Source organism: Microcella sp. (assembly GCF_051860105.1).
Classification (GTDB): domain Bacteria; phylum Actinomycetota; class Actinomycetes; order Actinomycetales; family Microbacteriaceae; genus Microcella.
The window spans coordinates 45,751-63,514 of sequence record NZ_JBHYEO010000007.1; the positions used below are offsets into that span (position 1 = coordinate 45,751).

The 17,764-nt window shown below is 66.6% G+C and carries 16 protein-coding genes; 12 read left to right on the forward strand and 4 right to left on the reverse strand.

The annotated features are described in order from the left end of the window. Nucleotides 1-3: 3 nt before the first annotated feature. The 8 genes from ACTIE9_RS05690 to ACTIE9_RS05725 all read left to right on the forward strand — a co-directional run bounded on the left by ACTIE9_RS05690 (nt 4) and on the right by ACTIE9_RS05725 (nt 11,171). Nucleotides 4-1,314 (forward strand): ABC transporter substrate-binding protein, encoded by a 1,311-nt coding sequence (locus ACTIE9_RS05690; RefSeq protein ID WP_439564612.1) that lies wholly within the window; start codon nt 4-6, stop codon nt 1,312-1,314. Nucleotides 1,315-1,407: 93 nt separating this feature from the next. After that, the gene (locus tag ACTIE9_RS05695) at nt 1,408-2,355 is read left to right on the forward strand and encodes a carbohydrate ABC transporter permease (RefSeq protein WP_439564613.1); all 948 of its coding nucleotides are present in this window, start codon (nt 1,408-1,410) and stop codon (nt 2,353-2,355) included. Continuing rightward, on the forward strand, nt 2,352-3,305 hold the full coding sequence (locus tag ACTIE9_RS05700) for a carbohydrate ABC transporter permease (protein ID WP_439564614.1): 954 nt from the start codon (nt 2,352-2,354) through the stop codon (nt 3,303-3,305). The genes ACTIE9_RS05695 and ACTIE9_RS05700 overlap by 4 nt, the downstream gene beginning before the upstream one ends. Before the next feature lie 70 nt (nt 3,306-3,375). Continuing rightward, entirely contained in the window at nt 3,376-5,433 is a 2,058-nt protein-coding gene (locus ACTIE9_RS05705) for a beta-galactosidase (protein WP_439564615.1), read from the forward strand. A 20-nt stretch (nt 5,434-5,453) separates the two neighbouring features. Then, the gene (locus ACTIE9_RS05710; protein ID WP_439564616.1) at nt 5,454-7,679 is read left to right on the forward strand and encodes a hypothetical protein; all 2,226 of its coding nucleotides are present in this window, start codon (nt 5,454-5,456) and stop codon (nt 7,677-7,679) included. Between the two features lie 62 nt (nt 7,680-7,741). Continuing rightward, entirely contained in the window at nt 7,742-9,400 is a 1,659-nt protein-coding gene (locus ACTIE9_RS05715) for a circularly permuted type 2 ATP-grasp protein (RefSeq protein WP_439564617.1), read from the forward strand. Then, a complete protein-coding gene (locus ACTIE9_RS05720) occupies nt 9,400-10,329 on the forward strand; it encodes an alpha-E domain-containing protein (RefSeq protein WP_439564699.1) in 930 nt (309 codons plus the stop codon). The genes ACTIE9_RS05715 and ACTIE9_RS05720 overlap by 1 nt, the downstream gene beginning before the upstream one ends. Continuing rightward, a complete protein-coding gene (locus ACTIE9_RS05725; protein WP_439564618.1) occupies nt 10,326-11,171 on the forward strand; it encodes a transglutaminase family protein in 846 nt (281 codons plus the stop codon). The genes ACTIE9_RS05720 and ACTIE9_RS05725 overlap by 4 nt, the downstream gene beginning before the upstream one ends. Nucleotides 11,172-11,196: 25 nt before the next feature. On the opposite strand, the gene ACTIE9_RS05730 is transcribed toward ACTIE9_RS05725, so the two are convergent. Then, a complete protein-coding gene (locus tag ACTIE9_RS05730) occupies nt 11,197-11,439 on the reverse strand; it encodes a hypothetical protein (protein ID WP_439564619.1) in 243 nt (80 codons plus the stop codon). A 31-nt stretch (nt 11,440-11,470) separates the two neighbouring features. On the opposite strand from ACTIE9_RS05730, the gene ACTIE9_RS05735 reads away from it, so the two are divergent. Beyond that, nucleotides 11,471-11,938: a MarR family winged helix-turn-helix transcriptional regulator gene (locus ACTIE9_RS05735; RefSeq protein WP_439564620.1), complete on the forward strand. Its 468-nt coding sequence runs from the start codon at nt 11,471-11,473 to the stop codon at nt 11,936-11,938. Here the strand turns inward: ACTIE9_RS05735 and ACTIE9_RS05740 are convergent. Together ACTIE9_RS05740 and ACTIE9_RS05745 are read right to left on the reverse strand one after the other, a co-directional pair. Continuing rightward, nucleotides 11,935-13,281, reverse strand: coding sequence for an MFS transporter (locus tag ACTIE9_RS05740; RefSeq protein ID WP_439564621.1), 1,347 nt, complete (start codon nt 13,279-13,281; stop codon nt 11,935-11,937). The two genes, ACTIE9_RS05735 and ACTIE9_RS05740, sit on opposite strands and share 4 nt — an antisense overlap. Before the next feature lie 10 nt (nt 13,282-13,291). Then, a complete protein-coding gene (locus tag ACTIE9_RS05745) occupies nt 13,292-13,717 on the reverse strand; it encodes a MarR family winged helix-turn-helix transcriptional regulator (protein ID WP_439564622.1) in 426 nt (141 codons plus the stop codon). Nucleotides 13,718-13,818: 101 nt separating this feature from the next. Here ACTIE9_RS05745 and ACTIE9_RS05750 point away from each other — a divergent pair, with 101 nt between their 5' ends. Further along, on the forward strand, nt 13,819-14,706 hold the full coding sequence (locus ACTIE9_RS05750) for an alpha/beta fold hydrolase (RefSeq protein WP_439564623.1): 888 nt from the start codon (nt 13,819-13,821) through the stop codon (nt 14,704-14,706). A 339-nt stretch (nt 14,707-15,045) separates the two neighbouring features. On the opposite strand, the gene ACTIE9_RS05755 is transcribed toward ACTIE9_RS05750, so the two are convergent. Next, nucleotides 15,046-15,420, reverse strand: a complete 375-nt coding sequence (locus ACTIE9_RS05755) for a LuxR family transcriptional regulator (RefSeq protein ID WP_439564624.1) — start codon at nt 15,418-15,420, stop codon at nt 15,046-15,048. A gap of 23 nt (nt 15,421-15,443) precedes the next feature. On the opposite strand from ACTIE9_RS05755, the gene ACTIE9_RS05760 reads away from it, so the two are divergent. Beyond that, the gene (locus ACTIE9_RS05760) at nt 15,444-16,298 is read left to right on the forward strand and encodes a sulfurtransferase (RefSeq protein WP_439564625.1); all 855 of its coding nucleotides are present in this window, start codon (nt 15,444-15,446) and stop codon (nt 16,296-16,298) included. A gap of 85 nt (nt 16,299-16,383) precedes the next feature. After that, nucleotides 16,384-17,748, forward strand: coding sequence for an NADP-specific glutamate dehydrogenase (gene gdhA, locus ACTIE9_RS05765; protein WP_439564626.1), 1,365 nt, complete (start codon nt 16,384-16,386; stop codon nt 17,746-17,748). Nucleotides 17,749-17,764: the final 16 nt, after the last annotated feature.

The following is a 17,764-nucleotide window of genomic DNA, read 5'->3' on the forward strand; positions in this document are numbered from 1 at the left end:
TCAGTGGCTCTCGTCACTGCGCTCGTTCTCACCGGATGCAGCCCCGACACCGGCTCCGGCGAGGAAGCGACACAGATCACTCAAGCCGAGATCGATGAGGCGCTGAACACTCCGACCGAGATCACGTTCTGGGCGAAGGCCGACTTCCAGGCTGAAGTTGACGCTTTCGAGGAGAAGTACCCGGCGATCACGGTCAACTTCGAGAACACAGCGGCTGAGCACTATCGGAAGATCAACACGGTCATCCAGGCGGGCAATGGTGCACCGGATGTTGTGCAGATGGAGTACCAGTACATTCCGACCTACACGCAGACCAGCTCTCTCCTCGACCTTGGCCCGTTCCTCGCGGAAGACCTCGAGCCGGAGTTCGTGCCGTGGGTGTGGAGCCAGGTGACGAGCGGCACGGAGAGCGTGTGGGCGCTTCCGGGCGACTCGGGCCCGATGGGCAACGTTTACCGCAACGACATTCTTGCCGCCGCCGGGGTCGACACCCCCCCCGCGACCTGGGCCGAGTACGCCGAGGCGGCCGCTGTCGTCAAGGAGACGACCGGCTCCTACATCTCCAACCTGGCCGCAAACCAGGCTGGCCAGTTCATCGCGCTCATGTGGCAGAAGGGCATCAAGCCCTTCGGCTTCGACGGTGCTGAGGCGGTCACGGTTGATGTCAACGGTCCTGAAGCGAAGGAGCTGGCTGCGTACTGGCAGGAACTCGTTCAGGCCGATCTGATCAGTGTCGACCCCGACTTCACCGATGGGTGGTACCAGGGTCTGGCGAACGGCAAGTACGCCGGCTGGCTCACGGCTGCGTGGGCTCCGGTGTTCATGCAGGGCACCGCTGGCGACACCTCGGGTCTCTGGACCGCTGCCCCGCTGCCGCAGTGGGAAGAGGGCCAGAACGTCTCGAGCAACTGGGGCGGATCGGCATACTCGGTTATGGCCGAGAGCGAGAACCCGATCGTGGCCGCGCAGCTGGTCAAGTGGCTGACGGCAACCGACGACGTGGCGCTGCAGCTCTCGCTTGACCGCTTCCTGTTCCCGACGAAGTTCTCGGTGCTGGAAGACACGACCTGGTCGGAGCAAGAGCTCGAGTTCTTCGGCGGACAGCAGGTCAACGGTGTCTTCGGTGAGATCTCCACCACTGTTGACACCGAGTTCGACTGGGTTCCGTACATGGACGTCGTGTACTCGACGTTCACGGAGACCATTGGCAAGGCGATCGCCGATAAGAGTGATTTCGCTGCGGGTCTTGACGCGTGGCAGGCCGCTCTTGTCGAGTACGGCACGCAGCAGGGATTCACGGTCAACGGCGGTTGACCCCACCTGCCGGTGGCGCCTCGCAATGCTGAGGCGCCACCGGCAGCACCATTGTGTGGACCACGCACCGATTGAAGAACGGAACCCAGAGACATGACGGCAATCGAGACCACGAGCGCGGGGCCTCAGCGACGAGGGGGCAACCCCCAGAAGCGTCGCTCGATCGAGAAGCGCCAGGCGATTTCTGCCTACCTCTTTATTCTTCCGTTCTTCGTGGTGTTCATCGCGATGCTCATCATTCCGTTGCTGTACTCGGGCTATTTAAGTCTCTTCCAGACCAAGCTCGTGGGCGGCGAGACCTTCGCGGGGCTTGAGAACTACATTCGTGCCTTGACCGACATCGGGTTCCTCACGGGACTTGGTCGAGTTGCCCTCTTCATGGTCATCCAAGTTCCGATCATGCTGGCGATCGCGCTGTTCTTCGCGCTGGCCTTTGACTCGGGTCGCGTTCGCGGCATGAGTGTGATGCGGCTGTTGATCTTCATCCCCTATGCCGTACCCGGAGTCGTCGCCACCTTGATGTGGGGCTACCTCTACGGTCTCGACTTTGGCCCGATCTCTCAAGCATTTCGAGCACTGGGCCTCACTGCTCCCAACTTGCTCTCTGAGCAGAACGTGCTCGGGTCGATGATGAACATCGTTGCCTGGTCATTCATCGGCTACAACATGATCATCATGTTCGCGGCGTTGCGCTCGATTCCCCATGAACTCTTCGAGGCAGCCGAGCTCGATGGTGCCAGCGAGTGGCGGATCGCGTGGAGCATCAAGATTCCGGCCATTCGGCCGGCCATTGTGCTCACCGTGATCTTCTCGGTGATCGGCTCCTTCCAGCTCTTTAACGAGCCGAGCCTTCTGCGCAACCTCGCACCGACGGTCATCAACAGTTCGTTCACCCCGAACTTCTACGCCTACAACCTCGCTTTCACCAACTCTGACGTCAACTACGCCGCGGCCGTGGCATTCCTGCTCGGGTTGATCATCGCGGTCTTCTCGTACGTCGTTCAGATCATCAGCCAGAAGAAGGAAGGTACGCGGTCATGACTTCTCTCACGGGCGCTGTGACCGTCGTTGACAACAAGCGCGTCAGCAAAGTTGACCCCGTCATTCCGATCAATCGGCGTCGGCAACCCAAGAGCTTTAGTCGCGAGCGGCGGCGCAGCAATTTGCTGACCGCGTTGATTGCCGTCAGCTGCCTCTACTTCATCCTTCCCTTGGTCTGGCTCTTCTTTGCGTCGACAAAGGACAACACCGACCTGTTCACCACGTTCGGTTTCTGGTTTGGCAACGAGTTCAACCTGTGGAACAACATCCAGACGGTGTTCACCACACAGGATGGCGCCTACTTGCGATGGACGGTGAACACGGCGATCTATGCCACGGTGAGTGCACTGGGGGCGTCGATTCTTGCCACGATGGCGGGATATGCCTTCGCGAAGTATCGCTTTCGAGGCAATACGGTTCTGTTCAGCGTTGTTCTCGGCGCGATCATGATTCCGTTGACCGCACTCGCAATGCCGACCTACCTCTTGTTCAGCAACTTCGGTATCACCAATACCGCGCTCGCGATCATCCTGCCGTCGCTGGTGAGCCCGTTCGGAGTCTTCCTGATGCGGGTGTACGCGGCCGACGCCATCCCCGATTCTCTGATCGAGTCAGCCCGAATTGACGGCGCGGGTGAGGCGCGAATCTTCTGGCAGGTCGGCTTCCGGCTACTGGGCCCCGGATTCGTGACCGTGTTCCTGTTCGCGCTGGTCGCCACATGGAACAACTACTTCCTTCCCCTGATCATGCTGAGCCGGTCTGAGCTCTACCCGATCACGGTGGGTCTTGCGACGCAGCAAGCCGCAAGCGCTGCGGGCGGGGGAGCAGCAGCGCAGTTCAGCACCGTGTTGACGGGTTCGTTCATTTCGCTCATCCCACTGGTCATCGCCTTCCTTCTCTTGCAGCGCTACTGGCAGAACGGTTTGTCGACGGGCAGCGTCAAGGGCTAACCATCGCTCGTCGGCGACGGGCACCACCACCACCATCGATCGTGATGTGAAGAAGAGGGATTTCTCAGAAGTGACGAAAAAGATCTGGTTCGGGGCCGACTACAACGCTGAACAGTGGCCGGAAGACGTGTGGGCAGAAGATGTTCGACTGATGACTCATGCTGGCGTGAACCTGGCGACGGTAGGAGTTTTCTCCTGGGCCCGCCTTGAGCCTGCTGAAGGGGAGTTCGACTTCGTGCAGATGGATCGGGTCATCGAAACGCTGCACGCGCACGGAATCGGACTCGACCTGGCTACGGCCACCGCTTCTCCTCCAGCGTGGCTGAGTCGTCAGTATCCAGAGACCCTGCCCGTCACTGACCAAGGGACGCGGCTGTGGCCAGGCAGCCGACAGTCGTATTGTCCGAGTTCGCCGATCTATCGTGATCGCGCGATCCGGCTGGTAGAGAAGCTTGCCGAGCGCTATGGCGAGCATCCTGCTCTCGAGATGTGGCACATTAATAACGAGTACGCCTGTCACGTGGCGGAGTGCTACTGCGACGTATCGGCCGAGGCCTTTCGTGGCTGGTTGCGAGAGCGATACGTAAACGTCGACGCGGTGAACGCCGCGTGGGGCACGGACTTCTGGTCACAACGGTACGGGAGCTTTGACGAGATCCTGCCGCCGCGCGTGACGCCGACATTCCGCAATCCCGCTCAGATGCTCGATTACCGACGATTCTCATCGGATGAGTTGCTCGCCTGTTATCAAGCGGAAGCTCGTCTCCTGCGCAGCGTCACCCCATCCATTCCTCTCACCACAAACTTCATCGGGCTGTGGAAAGGCGTCGACTACTGGCGGTGGTCGAAAGAGATCGACATCATCTCGAATGATGCGTATCCCGACCCTGCCGACCCGGAGTCGTGGGTGACCTCTGCCATGGGCTCTGATCTGATGCGCTCCCTTGCCAGGGGAAAGCGATGGTTGCTGATGGAGCAGGCCCCGAGTGCCGTGCAGTGGCGCCGGCACAACGCCGCGAAGCGGGCGGGCCAAATGAGGGCAACTTCCTATCAAACGCTCGCACGCGGTGCCGACGGCATCATGTACTTCCAATGGCGGCAGTCGGTTCGCGGGGCGGAGCGCTTCCACTCGGGCCTTGTGCCCCACAGTGGCACTGACACTCGAGTGTGGCGCGAGGTGGTTGCTCTAGGCGGCGAACTCGCCATGCTGTCAGCTGAGCACATCGAGGGGATCGTTGGGCACCAGCCTGAGAGCCAGGTCGCCCTCGTCTTCAGCTGGGACAGTTGGTGGGCGATCGAGCAAGACGCGAACCCCACCGAGATTCGCTATCTCGACGCCATGAAGGCCTGGCACTCCGAACTCACCCGCAGGGGAGTGGTCGTCGATTTTGTGGAGCCGGGTGGCGACCTCTCTGGGTATCGCGTGGTCATCGCGCCGCACCTGTTCGTCGCCAGCGACGCCGATCTGCTGAACCTGAACGGGGTTGTCGAGCGGGGCGACGTTCTTGCTGTGACCTACCTCAGCGCGATCAACGACGAGCAACTGTGTGTGCGCTCGGGTGGCTATCTGGGGTCACTGTCGACCACTCTCGGTGTGTGGATCGAAGAGTTCACCCCGCCTGCCGCAGCTGATCCGCAGTACACGAACACTGTGCAGCCCCCCCTCGTGCCCATTGAGGGTGAGGCGCTAGGCGGGCCTGGAGTCGCAACCACCTGGGCCGAACACGTTCGCGTGATTGACGCAGAGGTGCGTGCGGTATTCGCCCAGGGAGATGGGTCGTGGCCCGCTGTCACCCGAAAGAAGCACAGCGCCGGTTCTGCCTGGTACGTGGCGACCCAACCGACGGGGTCGGCGCTGGAGACGTTAGTGACTACGATCCTGACGGATGCTGGCCTCAACAGTGCTCCCACCGGCAGTGCGGGCCCTGATGTGGAGATGGTGGCTCGAGGTGACGTAACCGTCGTGATCAACCACGGTACAGGCCCCTACGTCGTCGACCTCGACGGCCTCGATCTGCTCTCGGGTCAGGCGGCGAGGCAGACACGGCTTGAGCAGTACGGCGTTGCTGTGGTTCATCGTTTTCCCCGAGACATGGCGCACGCGTTGACATCATCCGACGACCACTGATTGTGATGGAGAGATCACCCGTGTCTATTGACGCCGACCGCTGGCTCGAAATCGACCTGTACTGGTTCAATCGGCAAGACATTGACGGCTCGGTTCGCGAGTTCTGGCATCGCTTTGCTCCGCTGATGGAGGGGATCGACGGCTGGAAGGGTGTCATCGTCAACGCCGGATGGTTGGTCGATCACGTGATGGCCTGGAACGGCAATCTCGACGAGCGAATCCCCTTTCCTGCGGGCCTGGTGAAAGACAAGTTCTTCACCGATACCTCGCCCCTGCTGGGTACCGAGGCAGAACGCAAGCACCAGTGGAAAGAACGCTTCGAGTCGCGCGCCGACCACGACGGTGAGTCGTACCCCGACTGGACGTACGGGCAGTTCGCCGTGGTGGCGGAGTCGATTCGTGTGATCGGGGCTGACGTATTCGGAATCGACAACGTACGCGTCGGCACGTTCGTCATCGGCTGGAACAGCATCTACCACTGTGACTTCTCGCCATGGTCAGAGCGTCACCCCGAGGCCTTCTTCAAGGGGCCGTGGGTTGATCAGCTGCTCAACGTTCCCGCTCTGTTGACGGCCGACGCCACGCCCTACGCGGCGTACCCCGACGGCATCGCCGACGGCACTCCGCTGACCGAGTTCTTCGGCCGACAGTGGGGCGCCCTCTCGCGCGACCTCCGTCTCGACGCGATTGTGCTGCGCGACTCGATGATTGGTCAGGGAATCTACGAGCGGGTCGGGCCGTGGGGTGCGACAGGCCCCGAGGATCCCGCCGATGTCATTCGGTGGAGCGAGGCCACGGCAGACCTGGTGCGCCAGACGAAGCTCGCCGCCCCCGACGCTCTGGTCATCGGATACTCCAATGCAGCCAGCGCTGTCGCGGACTGGCGGGTCAACTGCGTTGACCTCGAGTCGATCGCCCGCGAGGGCCACCTTGACGCCTGGATCGACCAGACGTGGGCGGGCGCTTGGAACGAGGTCGGGGCCCGAGAAGACATCTTCTGGAACCTGCCGTTGCAGGGCTGGACCAACCAGCTCGGATTCGTTCTGATGCGGGCTGCGATTCTGGCCGGAACCCCCACCCGACACTACGTACTGACCGAAACGTTCGATGCGTGGGAGTCGTGGGACATCATCCACACCGCACCGTCGCGATTGGCCTGGGGTATTTGGGCCTACTTGCACGCCTTCGTGAAGACTCCGACGGGTCTCGTTGCCCCACGCGGCACCTACATCTCGTGGCTCAACCAAGGAAAGCGTCTGCTCAGCGAAGGCGATGTCGCCTATCTCGCCCAGAACATCAACGAGGCGACGCTTGACGCCCGCGGGGCCACGGCCGTTGACGGCCCCACCCTTGTGTACGCCCGCGATGCCATGAGTCACATGAACGCGACTCGGCCTGAGGTCAGCATCAAAGAGTGGGCCGATGAGCAAGCGGGTTTCCTCGCGAAGTTCTCGGTTCCGGTTTCGTCAGCGACGCGCATCGAGTATCTGCCGTCGGTCGACTCTGACCTCTTCTATTTCTCTACTCCGGTGCATCTCACTGACGCCGACCGCACCACTGTCGTGGCGGCGATGGATGCGGGCCGACCGCTCGTGATCGCGGGCAGCCCGGCGGGCGGAATCGATCCGGTCATTCTCGAGCGAGCGGGGGTCGCCACCGACAGCGATTACCCGATCGAGTGGGTGTTTGAGGCAGTGCGGGTGTCAGAGCGCCACGCCGACCTTCCTGACAGTTTCGCGATTCGTCAGCACTGGAGCTCGAACACCGTCGTCGACGACGTCGACGTTGTCTACTCGGTGCAGGGTTCTGCTGTGCTTATTCGGCGCGGCAACGTGCTGCTCTGGGACCCGTGCGACGTCAAACATCGACTGGTTGAGTACTCGGGCAAGTGGGATTTCGGTCGTCATGCCGTCGATGAGTCAACGCCCGACCTCATGGGCAGCCCATTCGGATACGTCATGGCCGCACGCGAGATCAACCGACTTCTGCGCGAAGCCGGTTGCCTGAGCGTGAGCCCCCGTGCGTGGGACGACACGATGGCGGTGACCGCCTGGGTGGGTGCTGACGGCCACCGTCGCGTGCTCGTCGGCGAAATGGAAGAGGGCTTCCGCGCGTCAACCGAGGGCGAGTGGGTCACCCGTTTGAGCCTTCCCGGCAATGTTGAGCACACCGTGGCGCTGAGGTACGGGGAAGCCGCGCTGATCACCGTGCGCGGTGTCGGCGTGGTCGACACGCATCGTCTCTGATCAGGCGCGCGGCGAGCATCCACCGAAACATCGCCGCAACACGCCCCGACTAGGCTCACGTCATGGCCGACCTCTTCGACGGGTACACGGCGACAGCCGCCCGGTCGGGTTCGGCCGTCGCCTTCGACGAGATGTTCACGCCCGACAGCCAGGTGCGGCTGCCGTACCGGCAGATCCACGCGGCCCTCGCCCAGATGTCGCAAGACGAGTTGCGCGGTCGCACCGAGGCGCTCGCCTCGAGCTACCTCGCGCAGGGCGTCACGTTCGACTTCGCCGGCGAAGAGCGGCCGTTCCCGCTGGATGCTGTGCCGCGCGTCATCGAACGCGCCGAGTGGAGCCACCTCGAGGCCGGGGTCGCCCAGCGCGTGCGCGTGCTCGAGGCCTTCCTCACCGACATCTACGGCCCGCAGCGCTGCATCGCCGACGGGGTGATCCCCGCGCGGCTCGTGTCGAGCTCGAGCCACTACCACCGCTCGGCCGCGGGCATCGAGAGCGCCAACGGCGTGCGCATCCAGGTCTCGGGCATCGACCTCATCCGCGACGAGCACGGCACCTGGCGCGTGCTCGAAGACAACGTGCGGGTGCCGAGCGGCGTGAGCTACGTCATCTCGAACCGCCGGGTGATGGCGCAGACGCTGCCCGAGCTCTTCGTGTCGATGCGCGTGCGCCCCGTGGGCGACTACCCGACGCGGCTGCTCGACGCGCTGCGGGCATCCGCCCCCTCGGGCGTCGACGACCCGACCGTCGTCGTGCTCACGCCGGGCGTCTACAACTCGGCCTACTTCGAGCACACCCTGCTGGCTCGGCTCATGGGCGTCGAGCTCGTCGAGGGCCGCGACCTGTACTGCTCGGGCGGGCGCGTCTTCATGCGCACAACCGCCGGACCGCAGCGCGTCGATGTCATCTACCGCCGCGTCGACGACGAGTTCCTCGACCCGCTGACCTTCCGCGCCGACTCGATGCTCGGCACGCCCGGCCTCATGCTCGCCGCACGGCTCGGCAACGTCACGATCACCAACGCGGTCGGCAACGGGGTCGCCGACGACAAGCTCGTCTACACCTACCTGCCCGACCTCGCGCGCTACTTCCTGAACGAAGACCCGATCATCCCCAACGTCGACACGTGGCGGCTCGAAGACCCCGACTCGCTCGAAGAGGTGCTCGACCGCCTGCACGAGCTCGTCGTCAAGCCCGTCGACGGCTCGGGCGGCAAGGGCCTCGTCGTCGGCCCGGCCGCGAGTGCCGCCGAGCTCGACGAGCTGCGGATGCGCCTGCAGGAGGACCCGCGCGGGTGGATCGCGCAACCGGTCGTGCAGCTCTCGACCATCCCCACGCTCGTCGACGACGGCATGCGTCCGCGGCACGCCGACCTGCGGCCCTTCGCCGTCAACGACGGCCGCGAGGTGTGGGTGCTGCCCGGCGGGCTCACGCGCGTCGCGCTGCCCGAGGGGCAGCTCGTCGTCAACTCGAGCCAGGGCGGCGGCTCGAAAGACACCTGGGTCGTGGGCCAGCTGCCCATGGTCGCCGACAGCCACGACGTGCAGGGCATCGTCGCCGAGCAGGCCACCGTCACCCAGTCGATCCCGATCATCACCGACGCCGCGGCGCACGCGATCGACCACAATCCGCAAGACGACCCGCGTCGGGCGCAGTCGGAGCAGCAACAACAAGCACAACAGCAGAGCAATGGCGCTCCCGCAGTCTCGAGGGGGGTCGAGTGATGCTGAGTCGGATCGCCGAGAGCCTGTTCTGGATCGGGCGCTACGTCGAGCGCAGCGATGGTACGGCGCGCATCCTCGATGTGCACCTGCAGCTGCTGCTCGAAGACCCGTGGATCGACGAGGACACCGCGTGCCGGTCGCTGCTGAGCGTCATGGGCAGCGACGTCGATCCCGACCACGCGCTCACGCGGGCCGATGTGCTCGCGATCCTCGCCGTCGACCGCTCGCATCCGGCATCGATCGCGTACTCACTCGGTGCCGCTCGCGAGAACGCGCGGCGCGCGCGCGAGGTCGTGAGCACCGAGCTGTGGGAGGTGCTCAACACCACTCGGGCGCGCATGCCGCGCAAGGTCGCCCCCGAGAAGGTGCACGAGTTCTTCGGCTGGGTGCGCGAGCGCTCGGCGCTCGCCGTCGGCATCGTCGAATCGGCGACGAGCCGCGACGAGGCCTACTCGTTCTTCACGCTCGGCCGCTCGCTCGAGCGCGCCGACATGACGGCCCGCCTGCTGGCGACGCGCTCGCTCACCGAGGCTTCCGGCCCCTCGTGGACGACGATCCTGCGCAGCGTCGGCGCCTACGAGGCCTACCTGCGCACCTACCGCGGCGTGCCGAGCGCCAAGAACGCCGCCGAGTTCCTGCTGCTCGACCGGCTCTTCCCGCGCTCCATCCTGTTCGCGGTGACGCGCGCCGAGCAGTGCCTGCGCGACATCGAGCCACGCAGTGATCGCGCGGGCATCGGCGACCAGGCGCTGCGCCAGCTCGGGCAGATCCGCAGCGAGCTCGAGTACCGCCCGATCGCCGACATCCTCGACGACCTGCAGCGGCACATGGATGCCGTGCAGCTCGCGACGAGCGCCACGAGCGAGGCCGTGCGCCAGCGGTACTTCCCGACCAACGCGGCGCCGAGCTGGGTGGCGGAGAAGACATGAACCGGTTGAGAATCCGGCACATCACCGGCTACCACTACAAGGGCAACGTCACCGCGTCGTACAACGAGGCACGGATGCTCCCCGCGAGCTCTGACGGACAAGTCGTGCTGCACTCGCACCTCGCCATCAGCCCGAGCTCGTCGCAGCACCACTACGTCGACTACTTCGGCACGCGCGTCGCGGCCTTCGAGCAGCTCGACCAGCACCACGAGCTGTCGCTCACCGCCGACAGCCTCGTCGAGCTGCGCCCGCGCGGCTCGCAGGAGGGCTCGATCAGCTGGGCCGAGCTCGCCGTCGCGGTCGAGAAGACGGTCGGCTCGGTCGAGAACACCGTGCAGACGAAGCTCACGGCGCCGCCCGACGAGGTCGCCGAGCGCGCGCGCGAGTTCGCGGCCGCGGCCGCCGACCCCGAGGCGGCCGCGCGCGAGATATGCGCCTGGATCTACGACGAGGTGCAGTACATGTCGGGCATCACCGGCGTGCACACCACGGCCGCTGAAGCCTGGGCGCACAAGAAGGGCGTGTGCCAAGACATCACGCACCTCGCGCTCGGCGCGCTGCGCTCGATCGGCATCCCCGCGCGCTACGTGAGCGGCTACCTGCACCCCTCGCGCGACCCGCAGATCGGCGAGACGATCGCGGGCGAGTCGCACGCCTGGGTCGAGTGGTTCGACGGCGAGTGGCAGGGCTTCGACCCCACCAACATGCTCGAGATCCGTGACCGTCACGTGATCGTCGGCCGCGGTCGCGACTACCGCGACGTGCCGCCCCTGCGCGGCGTCTACGCCGGGCCGTCGAGCTCGAAGCTCTTCGTCACGGTCGAGATCACGCGCGAGAGCTGACGGCAGGCTTCCGGATGCGGCCGCGTCAGACCGCGGCCGGCGGACAGTGCAGTCGGGTCGGGGTTGTGCCCGCGCCGCGCTCGATGGTGTGCTCGGCCATGGCCGCGCTGCACAGCGGGCAGCGCGGGTCGGCGGGGGCGACATACGGCTGCTCGGGCCGCCCGATTCCCACCGCCGCCGGGCCCGTGACCGTCCACAGCGTCCGCCCGAGCGCGCCGAAGAACCCCCGACTGTTGTTGAACGGGTTCAGCGGATTTACTTTGCGCACGAATCAATTGTACGCCCGGTATCCTGGCGGCATGACCGACCTGCTCGCCCTCGATCGCCAGGTGTGCTTCGCGGTCGTCGCCGCGAGCCGCAGCATCGTCGCGCTCTACAAGCCCATCCTCGAGCCGTTCGGGCTCACCCACCCGCAATACCTGGTGATGCTCGCGCTGTGGGAGACGAGCCCGCTGCGCGTGAAAGACCTGGGCGAGCGCCTGCTGCTCGACCCGGCCACGCTGAGCCCGCTGCTCAAGCGGCTCGAGCAGCAGGGGCTGCTGACGCGGGCGCGCGACACCGCGGATGAGCGGGCGCTCGCCCTCGCGCTGACGCCGGCCGGCGTCGCCCTGCGGCAGCAGGCCGAGCAGGTGCCCGGCCGCGTGATCGAGCGGCTCGGGCTGACGATCGGCGAGCTCGAGAGCATCCGCGATTCGGCGACGGCCCTGCTCGCGGCCAGTCGCACCGCGACCGCCCGCTCTGCGACGGCCGACATCGCGGCCGACTAGGTCTTGCGGGCCTCGGCCTCGACGATCGCGATCTCCTGCGTCGCCGTCTCGAGATCCTGCATGCGGAGCTCGAAGTCGTCGCCGTCGTAGCGCACGCGCAGCCGCCACCACGGGTCGTCGGCCGGGTGGCGGCGGATGCGCAGATTGTGGCGGGCGCGCATCCACAGCACGGCGACGACGGCCGCGAGCAGGCCGGCGACGGCGCCGACGCCCATCGCCCAGCGCGCGCCGAGCTCGTTCGCGACGAGGCCGAGCAGGGGCGCCCCGATGGGCGTGCCGCCCATGAAGATGGTCAGGTAGAGCGCCATCACCCGCCCGCGGATGCTCGCGCGCGTCGTCGTCTGCACGTAGGCATTGGCGCTCGTGATCATGGTGAGCGCGAAGAAGCCGATCGGAATCAGCGCGAGGGCGAACAGTTCGATCGTGGGCATGAGCGCCGCGACGACCATCGACCCCGCGAAGCCGAGAGCGGCGAGCACGATGACGCGCAGACGCGGGCGGTCGCGCCGCGCCGAGAGCAGGGCACCGGCGACCGAGCCGATCGCGAGGATCGACGAGAGCAGACCGAATTCGGCGGCATCGCGGCCGAACTCGACGCGCGCCATGGTCGCGGTGAAGATGGCGAAGTTGAAGCCGAAGGTTCCGACGAGGAAGACCATCGTGAACACGACGACGAGATCGGCCCGACGGGCGACGTATTGGATGCCCGCGCGCAGCTGCCCGCGCCCGCGACCCGCCTTCTGCATCGGCTGCAGCTCGGCGGCGCGCAGCAGCCCGAGGGCCACGAGCATCGCGGCGAAGGTCAGCACGTTGATCAAGATGACCCAGCCGGCGCCGACGAGCACGGTCAGCAGGCCGGCCGCGGCGGGGCCGATGAGGCGCGCGGTGTTGAACGAGGCCGAGTTGAGGGCCACGGCGTTGGGCAGGTCGGCGGTGCCGACGAGCTCGCCGACGAAGGTCTGGCGCGCGGGGGCGTCGACGGCCGTGGCGACGCCGAGCCCGAGGGCGAGCAGGTAGACCATCCAGAGCTCGGCGATGCCCAGCACGATGATGAGGCCGAGTGCGAGGGCCAGCAGGGCCTGGGCGATCTGCGTGATGGCCAGCAGGCGGCGACCGGGCATCCGGTCGGCGATGATGCCGGCGAGCGGGCCGATGATGAGCGCGGGGCCGAACTGCAGGGCCATCGTCACGCCGACGGCGGCGGCGTCGTTGTCGGTGAGCTCGGTGAGCACGAACCAGTCTTGGGCCGTGCGCTGCATCCACGTGCCGACGTTCGAGATCAGGGCGCCAGCGAACCAGATGCGGTAGTTGACGCCGGCCAGCGAGCGGAACATGGTCTTCATGACGTAGCGCTCACGCGTCGGCCAGTCGTCGCAGTATCGGCCGCACCTCCTCGAGCGCGCTGCGCTGCTCGGGGCTGAGCGCCTCGAGCTGGGCGTGGAACCACTGCTGCCGCAACCGGCGCGTCTCGGCGATGACGTGATCGCCCGCGGGGGTGATCGTCACCCACACCTTGCGCGCATCGTCGTCGCTCGGCACGCGCTGCACGAGACCGCTGGCCTCGAGCGCGTTGAGCGTGCGGTTCATCGAGGGGGCGCTGACCTTCTCGCTGGTCGCGAGCCCGCCGGGAGTGCACCGGCCCTCGCTCGCGAGCCGCCAGAGCACACCGAGCTGGCTGTCGCTGATGCCCTCGCCCGCGCGCTCGGCCCGGATGCGCCGGGCCACCTTCTGGATGAGCACGCGAAGCTCTTCTTCGGGATCGGTCTCGTGGTGCGTCACCTCGTTAGCCTAACTCATTACCGTTGCTAACGATAATTCCGGATGCTGCGGCGACGACTCGCGCGCCGGCCCGCCTTAGGATCGTGCGCAGGAGGCCCCTCATGCCACGCGACATGTCACCGCAGTTCACCGCGGAGCGCCAGCACCGCACCTTCACCGACACCCACGGCGTCGTCGTGCACTACTACGTGTGGGCGCCGGGCAAGCCGAAGGGCGTCGTGCAACTCGCCCACGGCGTCGGCGAGCACGCGCTGCGCTACGAGCTGCTCGCACAAGACCTCGTGCGCGCCGGCTACGCCGTCTACGCCGACGACCACCGCGGCCACGGCCAGACCGGTGTCGAGTACTGGAAGGGCGACCTCTCGCAGATCGGCAAGCTGGGAACGGGCGGCCTGCGCGCGACCCAGCAGAACCTGCTCGACCTCACCGCGATCGCGAAGGCCGCGCATCCCGGCCTGCCGTTCGTCATGCTCGGCCACTCGTGGGGCTCGCTCATGGTGCAGAACCTGCTCAACCAGGGTTCGCACCCGTGGAACGCCGTCGTGCTCACCGGCACCGCCCTGCGCACGCCGATGGATATGAACGGCGGCGACCTCAACGCCCGCCACAAGCACCTCGGCGATACGGGGGCCGAGTGGTTGAGCCGCGACCCGGCCGTCGCCCGCGCCTTCGTCGACGACCCGCTGACGACCGACGCGAAGATTCTGAAGCTGTTCGGCCTCGCCGACGGCCTGCGCCTCTTCGGGCGGCCGAAGCGCGTGCAGCCGCCCGTGCCGCTGCTCATCATGGTCGGCGGTGACGACCCGCTCGGCGGCGAGAAGAGCGCCAAGAAGCTCGCCGACGCCTACCTGGGTCGCGGGGGTCTCAGCGATGTCGAGCTCATCGTCTACCCCGACGCTCGCCACGAGGTGTTCAACGAGATCAACCAGGCCGAGGTGCGCGCCGACCTCATCGCCTGGCTCGACGATCGGCTGTTTCCGGTCGGGTAGCTCCGACCGCCTGTTCGCCCGGTTCGGCTCGTTCGAGCCGTTCAGCCCGCGTGCCGTACCCGCGCCCGCGCCCACATTCGTGCCCGTGCCCGTGCCCGCGTTCTCGTGCCCTCGTCCTAGCCCGCCCGCGAGACTCCCGAATCCAAGGAACTCACGTCGACTTCGCTCGTCGCATTCCTTCGATTCGGGAGTGTCTCCGGGGTGCACGGGGTGGGGTGCGGGGTGCGCAACGGTGTGCCGGACGCGCGCGGTGCGGGGTGCGCAACGGCGTGCCGAACGTGCGGGGTGCGGGGTGCGCAAACCTGTGCCGGGCGCACGCGGTGTGCGGCGCGCCCCGGCTCAGGAGCGACGGGATTCGGCCAGCACGTTCTCGTCGCGACCGGGAAGGGGCAGCGTGGTCAGCAGGATCACGCTGGGCTCGAGCGCCTCGACCCGGTGCAGGCCGTCGGGGATGCGCGCGATCATGCCCTGCTCGACCTCGATCGTGAGCCGTGCATCGCTCAGACGAACGCGGCCGCGCAGCACCTGGAGCACGGCCTCGCCCGGGTTGCGATGATCGGGCAGCACGGCCCCTGCCGTGAAGCCGATCGCGGTCATCCGCAGGTGCTCGTGATCGAGGTCGACGCGCTGCGACGCCCGCCCCTGGGGGTTCTCGGCCGCGAGGGGGAGAAGGTAGTCGGCGAGCATCGCAAGGTGCACAGCAACGGGGTCCATGCCCGCACCCTACGCTGGTCGCCATGATCGCGCCCTTCCTGACCCCCGCCGAGCTCGACGAGCTGCTCGCCGCCGACCGCCGCGGAGACGGCGACGTCGTCATCGTCGACAGCCGCTGGTACCTCGACGGCCGCTCCGGCGCGGAGGCCCACGCGCACGGGCATATACCGGGTGCCGTGTTCGTCGACCTCGACGTGTGGCTCGCCGGCGCGCCCTCGCCCGCGGCCGGTCGGCACCCCCTGCCCGAGCCGCACGTCTTCGCCCGCGGCATGGCCGAGTCGGGCATCGGCGACGGCTCCACCGTGGTCGTCTACGACGATGCCGGGGGAGTCATCGCGGCGCGCCTGGTCTGGATGCTCCGCACCCTCGGGCATGAGGCTGCTGTGCTCGACGGCGGGCTCGACGCCTGGCAGCGCGCCCACGCGGGGGAGCCGCTCGAGAGCGGCGCGGTCGAGGCGAGCGCAGCATCCTTCACCGAACGCCCGTGGCCGGATGCCGCTCTCGCGTCGATCGACGAGACCCAGCAGGCCGCCGCCGACGGCAGCGCGCTCGTGCTCGATGCCCGCACGCTCGACCGCTACCGCGGCGAGACCGAGCCGGTGGATGCGCGCGCGGGTCATATCCCCGGCGCCGAGAGCTTCTCGTGCCGCGACAATGTCGCCGCCGACGGCACGCTGCTCGACGCCGCGACCCTGCGTGACCGCCTGGCGGCGCTCGGCGCCGACCGGCGGCCGGTCATCAGCTACTGCGGATCAGGGGTGACCGCGTGCCACACGCTGCTGGCGCTCGAGCAGGCGGGGTTCGCACCCGGCCGGCTCTACCCGGGCTCGTGGTCGCAGTACGCGGCCGACCCCGCTCGGCCCGCGGCGACGGGTTAGAGTGAAGGTCACGGCGTCGATCCACGCCCCCTCTTGACGCCGCCACCACTACGGCGCTTCCTGTCTGGTCTCGAAGGAATGCCCCATGAACGCTCATCTCACGAACGCATCATCGCGCTCGATCATCGACACCATCGTGCGTGACGTCGCCGACCGCAACCCGGGTGAACCCGAGTTCTTGCAGGCCGTGCACGAGGTGCTCGAATCGATCGCCCCCGTGCTCGTCGAGCGCCCCGACTACGTCGAGGCGGGAATCATCGAACGACTGGTCGAGCCCGAGCGGCAAGTGATCTTCCGGGTGCCGTGGACGGATGACCGCAATCGAGTGCAGGTCAATCGTGGGTTTCGCGTGCAGTTCAACTCTGCGCTCGGCCCCTACAAGGGTGGGCTGCGGTTCCACTCGAGCGTGAACCTCGGCATCATCAAGTTCTTGGGCTTTGAACAGATCTTCAAGAACGCGTTGACGGCCCAGGGCATCGGCGGCGCCAAGGGCGGCAGCGACTTCGACCCGCACGGCCGCAGCGATGCCGAGATCATGCGCTTCTGCCAGAGCTTCATGGACGAGCTCTACCGGCACCTGGGCGAGCACACCGATATTCCGGCGGGTGACATCGGGGTCGGCGCACGCGAGATCGGGTACCTGTTCGGCCGATATCGCAAGATCACCAACCGGCACGAGTCAGGAATGTTCACGGGCAAGGGCGTGGCCTGGGGTGGTGCCGAGGTGCGTACCGAGGCCACGGGCTACGGAACGATCTTCTTCCTCGAGCAGATGCTCGCCCGGCGCGGCGTCGCTCTCGACGGCCAGACCGCCGTCGTCTCGGGCTCGGGCAATGTGGCCCTCTACGCGATCGAGAAGCTGCAGCAACTCGGAGCTCGGCCGATCACGGCTTCTGACTCGAGCGGGTACATCGTCGACGAGAACGGCATTGACCTGGAGCTGCTGAAGCAGGTGAAAGAGGTTGAGCGCGCGCGGGTGAGCGCCTACGTCGACCGACGACCCGCGGCGCGATTCGTGGCGGGCGGCAGTGTGTGGGATGTTCCCGCCCGGTTCGCCATCCCCTCGGCCACGCAGAACGAGCTCGATGAAGCCGCCGCCCGCACGCTCGTGCGCAACGGCGTCGTCGCTGTCGCGGAAGGGGCCAATATGCCCTGCACCCCCGAGGCGATCGACGTCTTCAGCGAGGCTGCAGTGCTCTTCGCCCCCGGCAAGGCGGCGAACGCCGGGGGCGTGGCGACGAGCGCGCTCGAGATGAGCCAGAACGCATCGCGGCAGCGCTGGAGCTTCTCCGACAGCGAAGATCGCCTGCGCGCCATCATGGTGGCCGTGCACGATCAGGCGTACGAGGCGTCAGAACGTTATGGCTCGCCGGGCAATTACGTTGTCGGGGCCAATACGGCGTCGTTCGTGAAGGTCGCTGATGCGATGCTCGCGCAAGGTGTGATCTAGCCGGGCCCAATAGGCT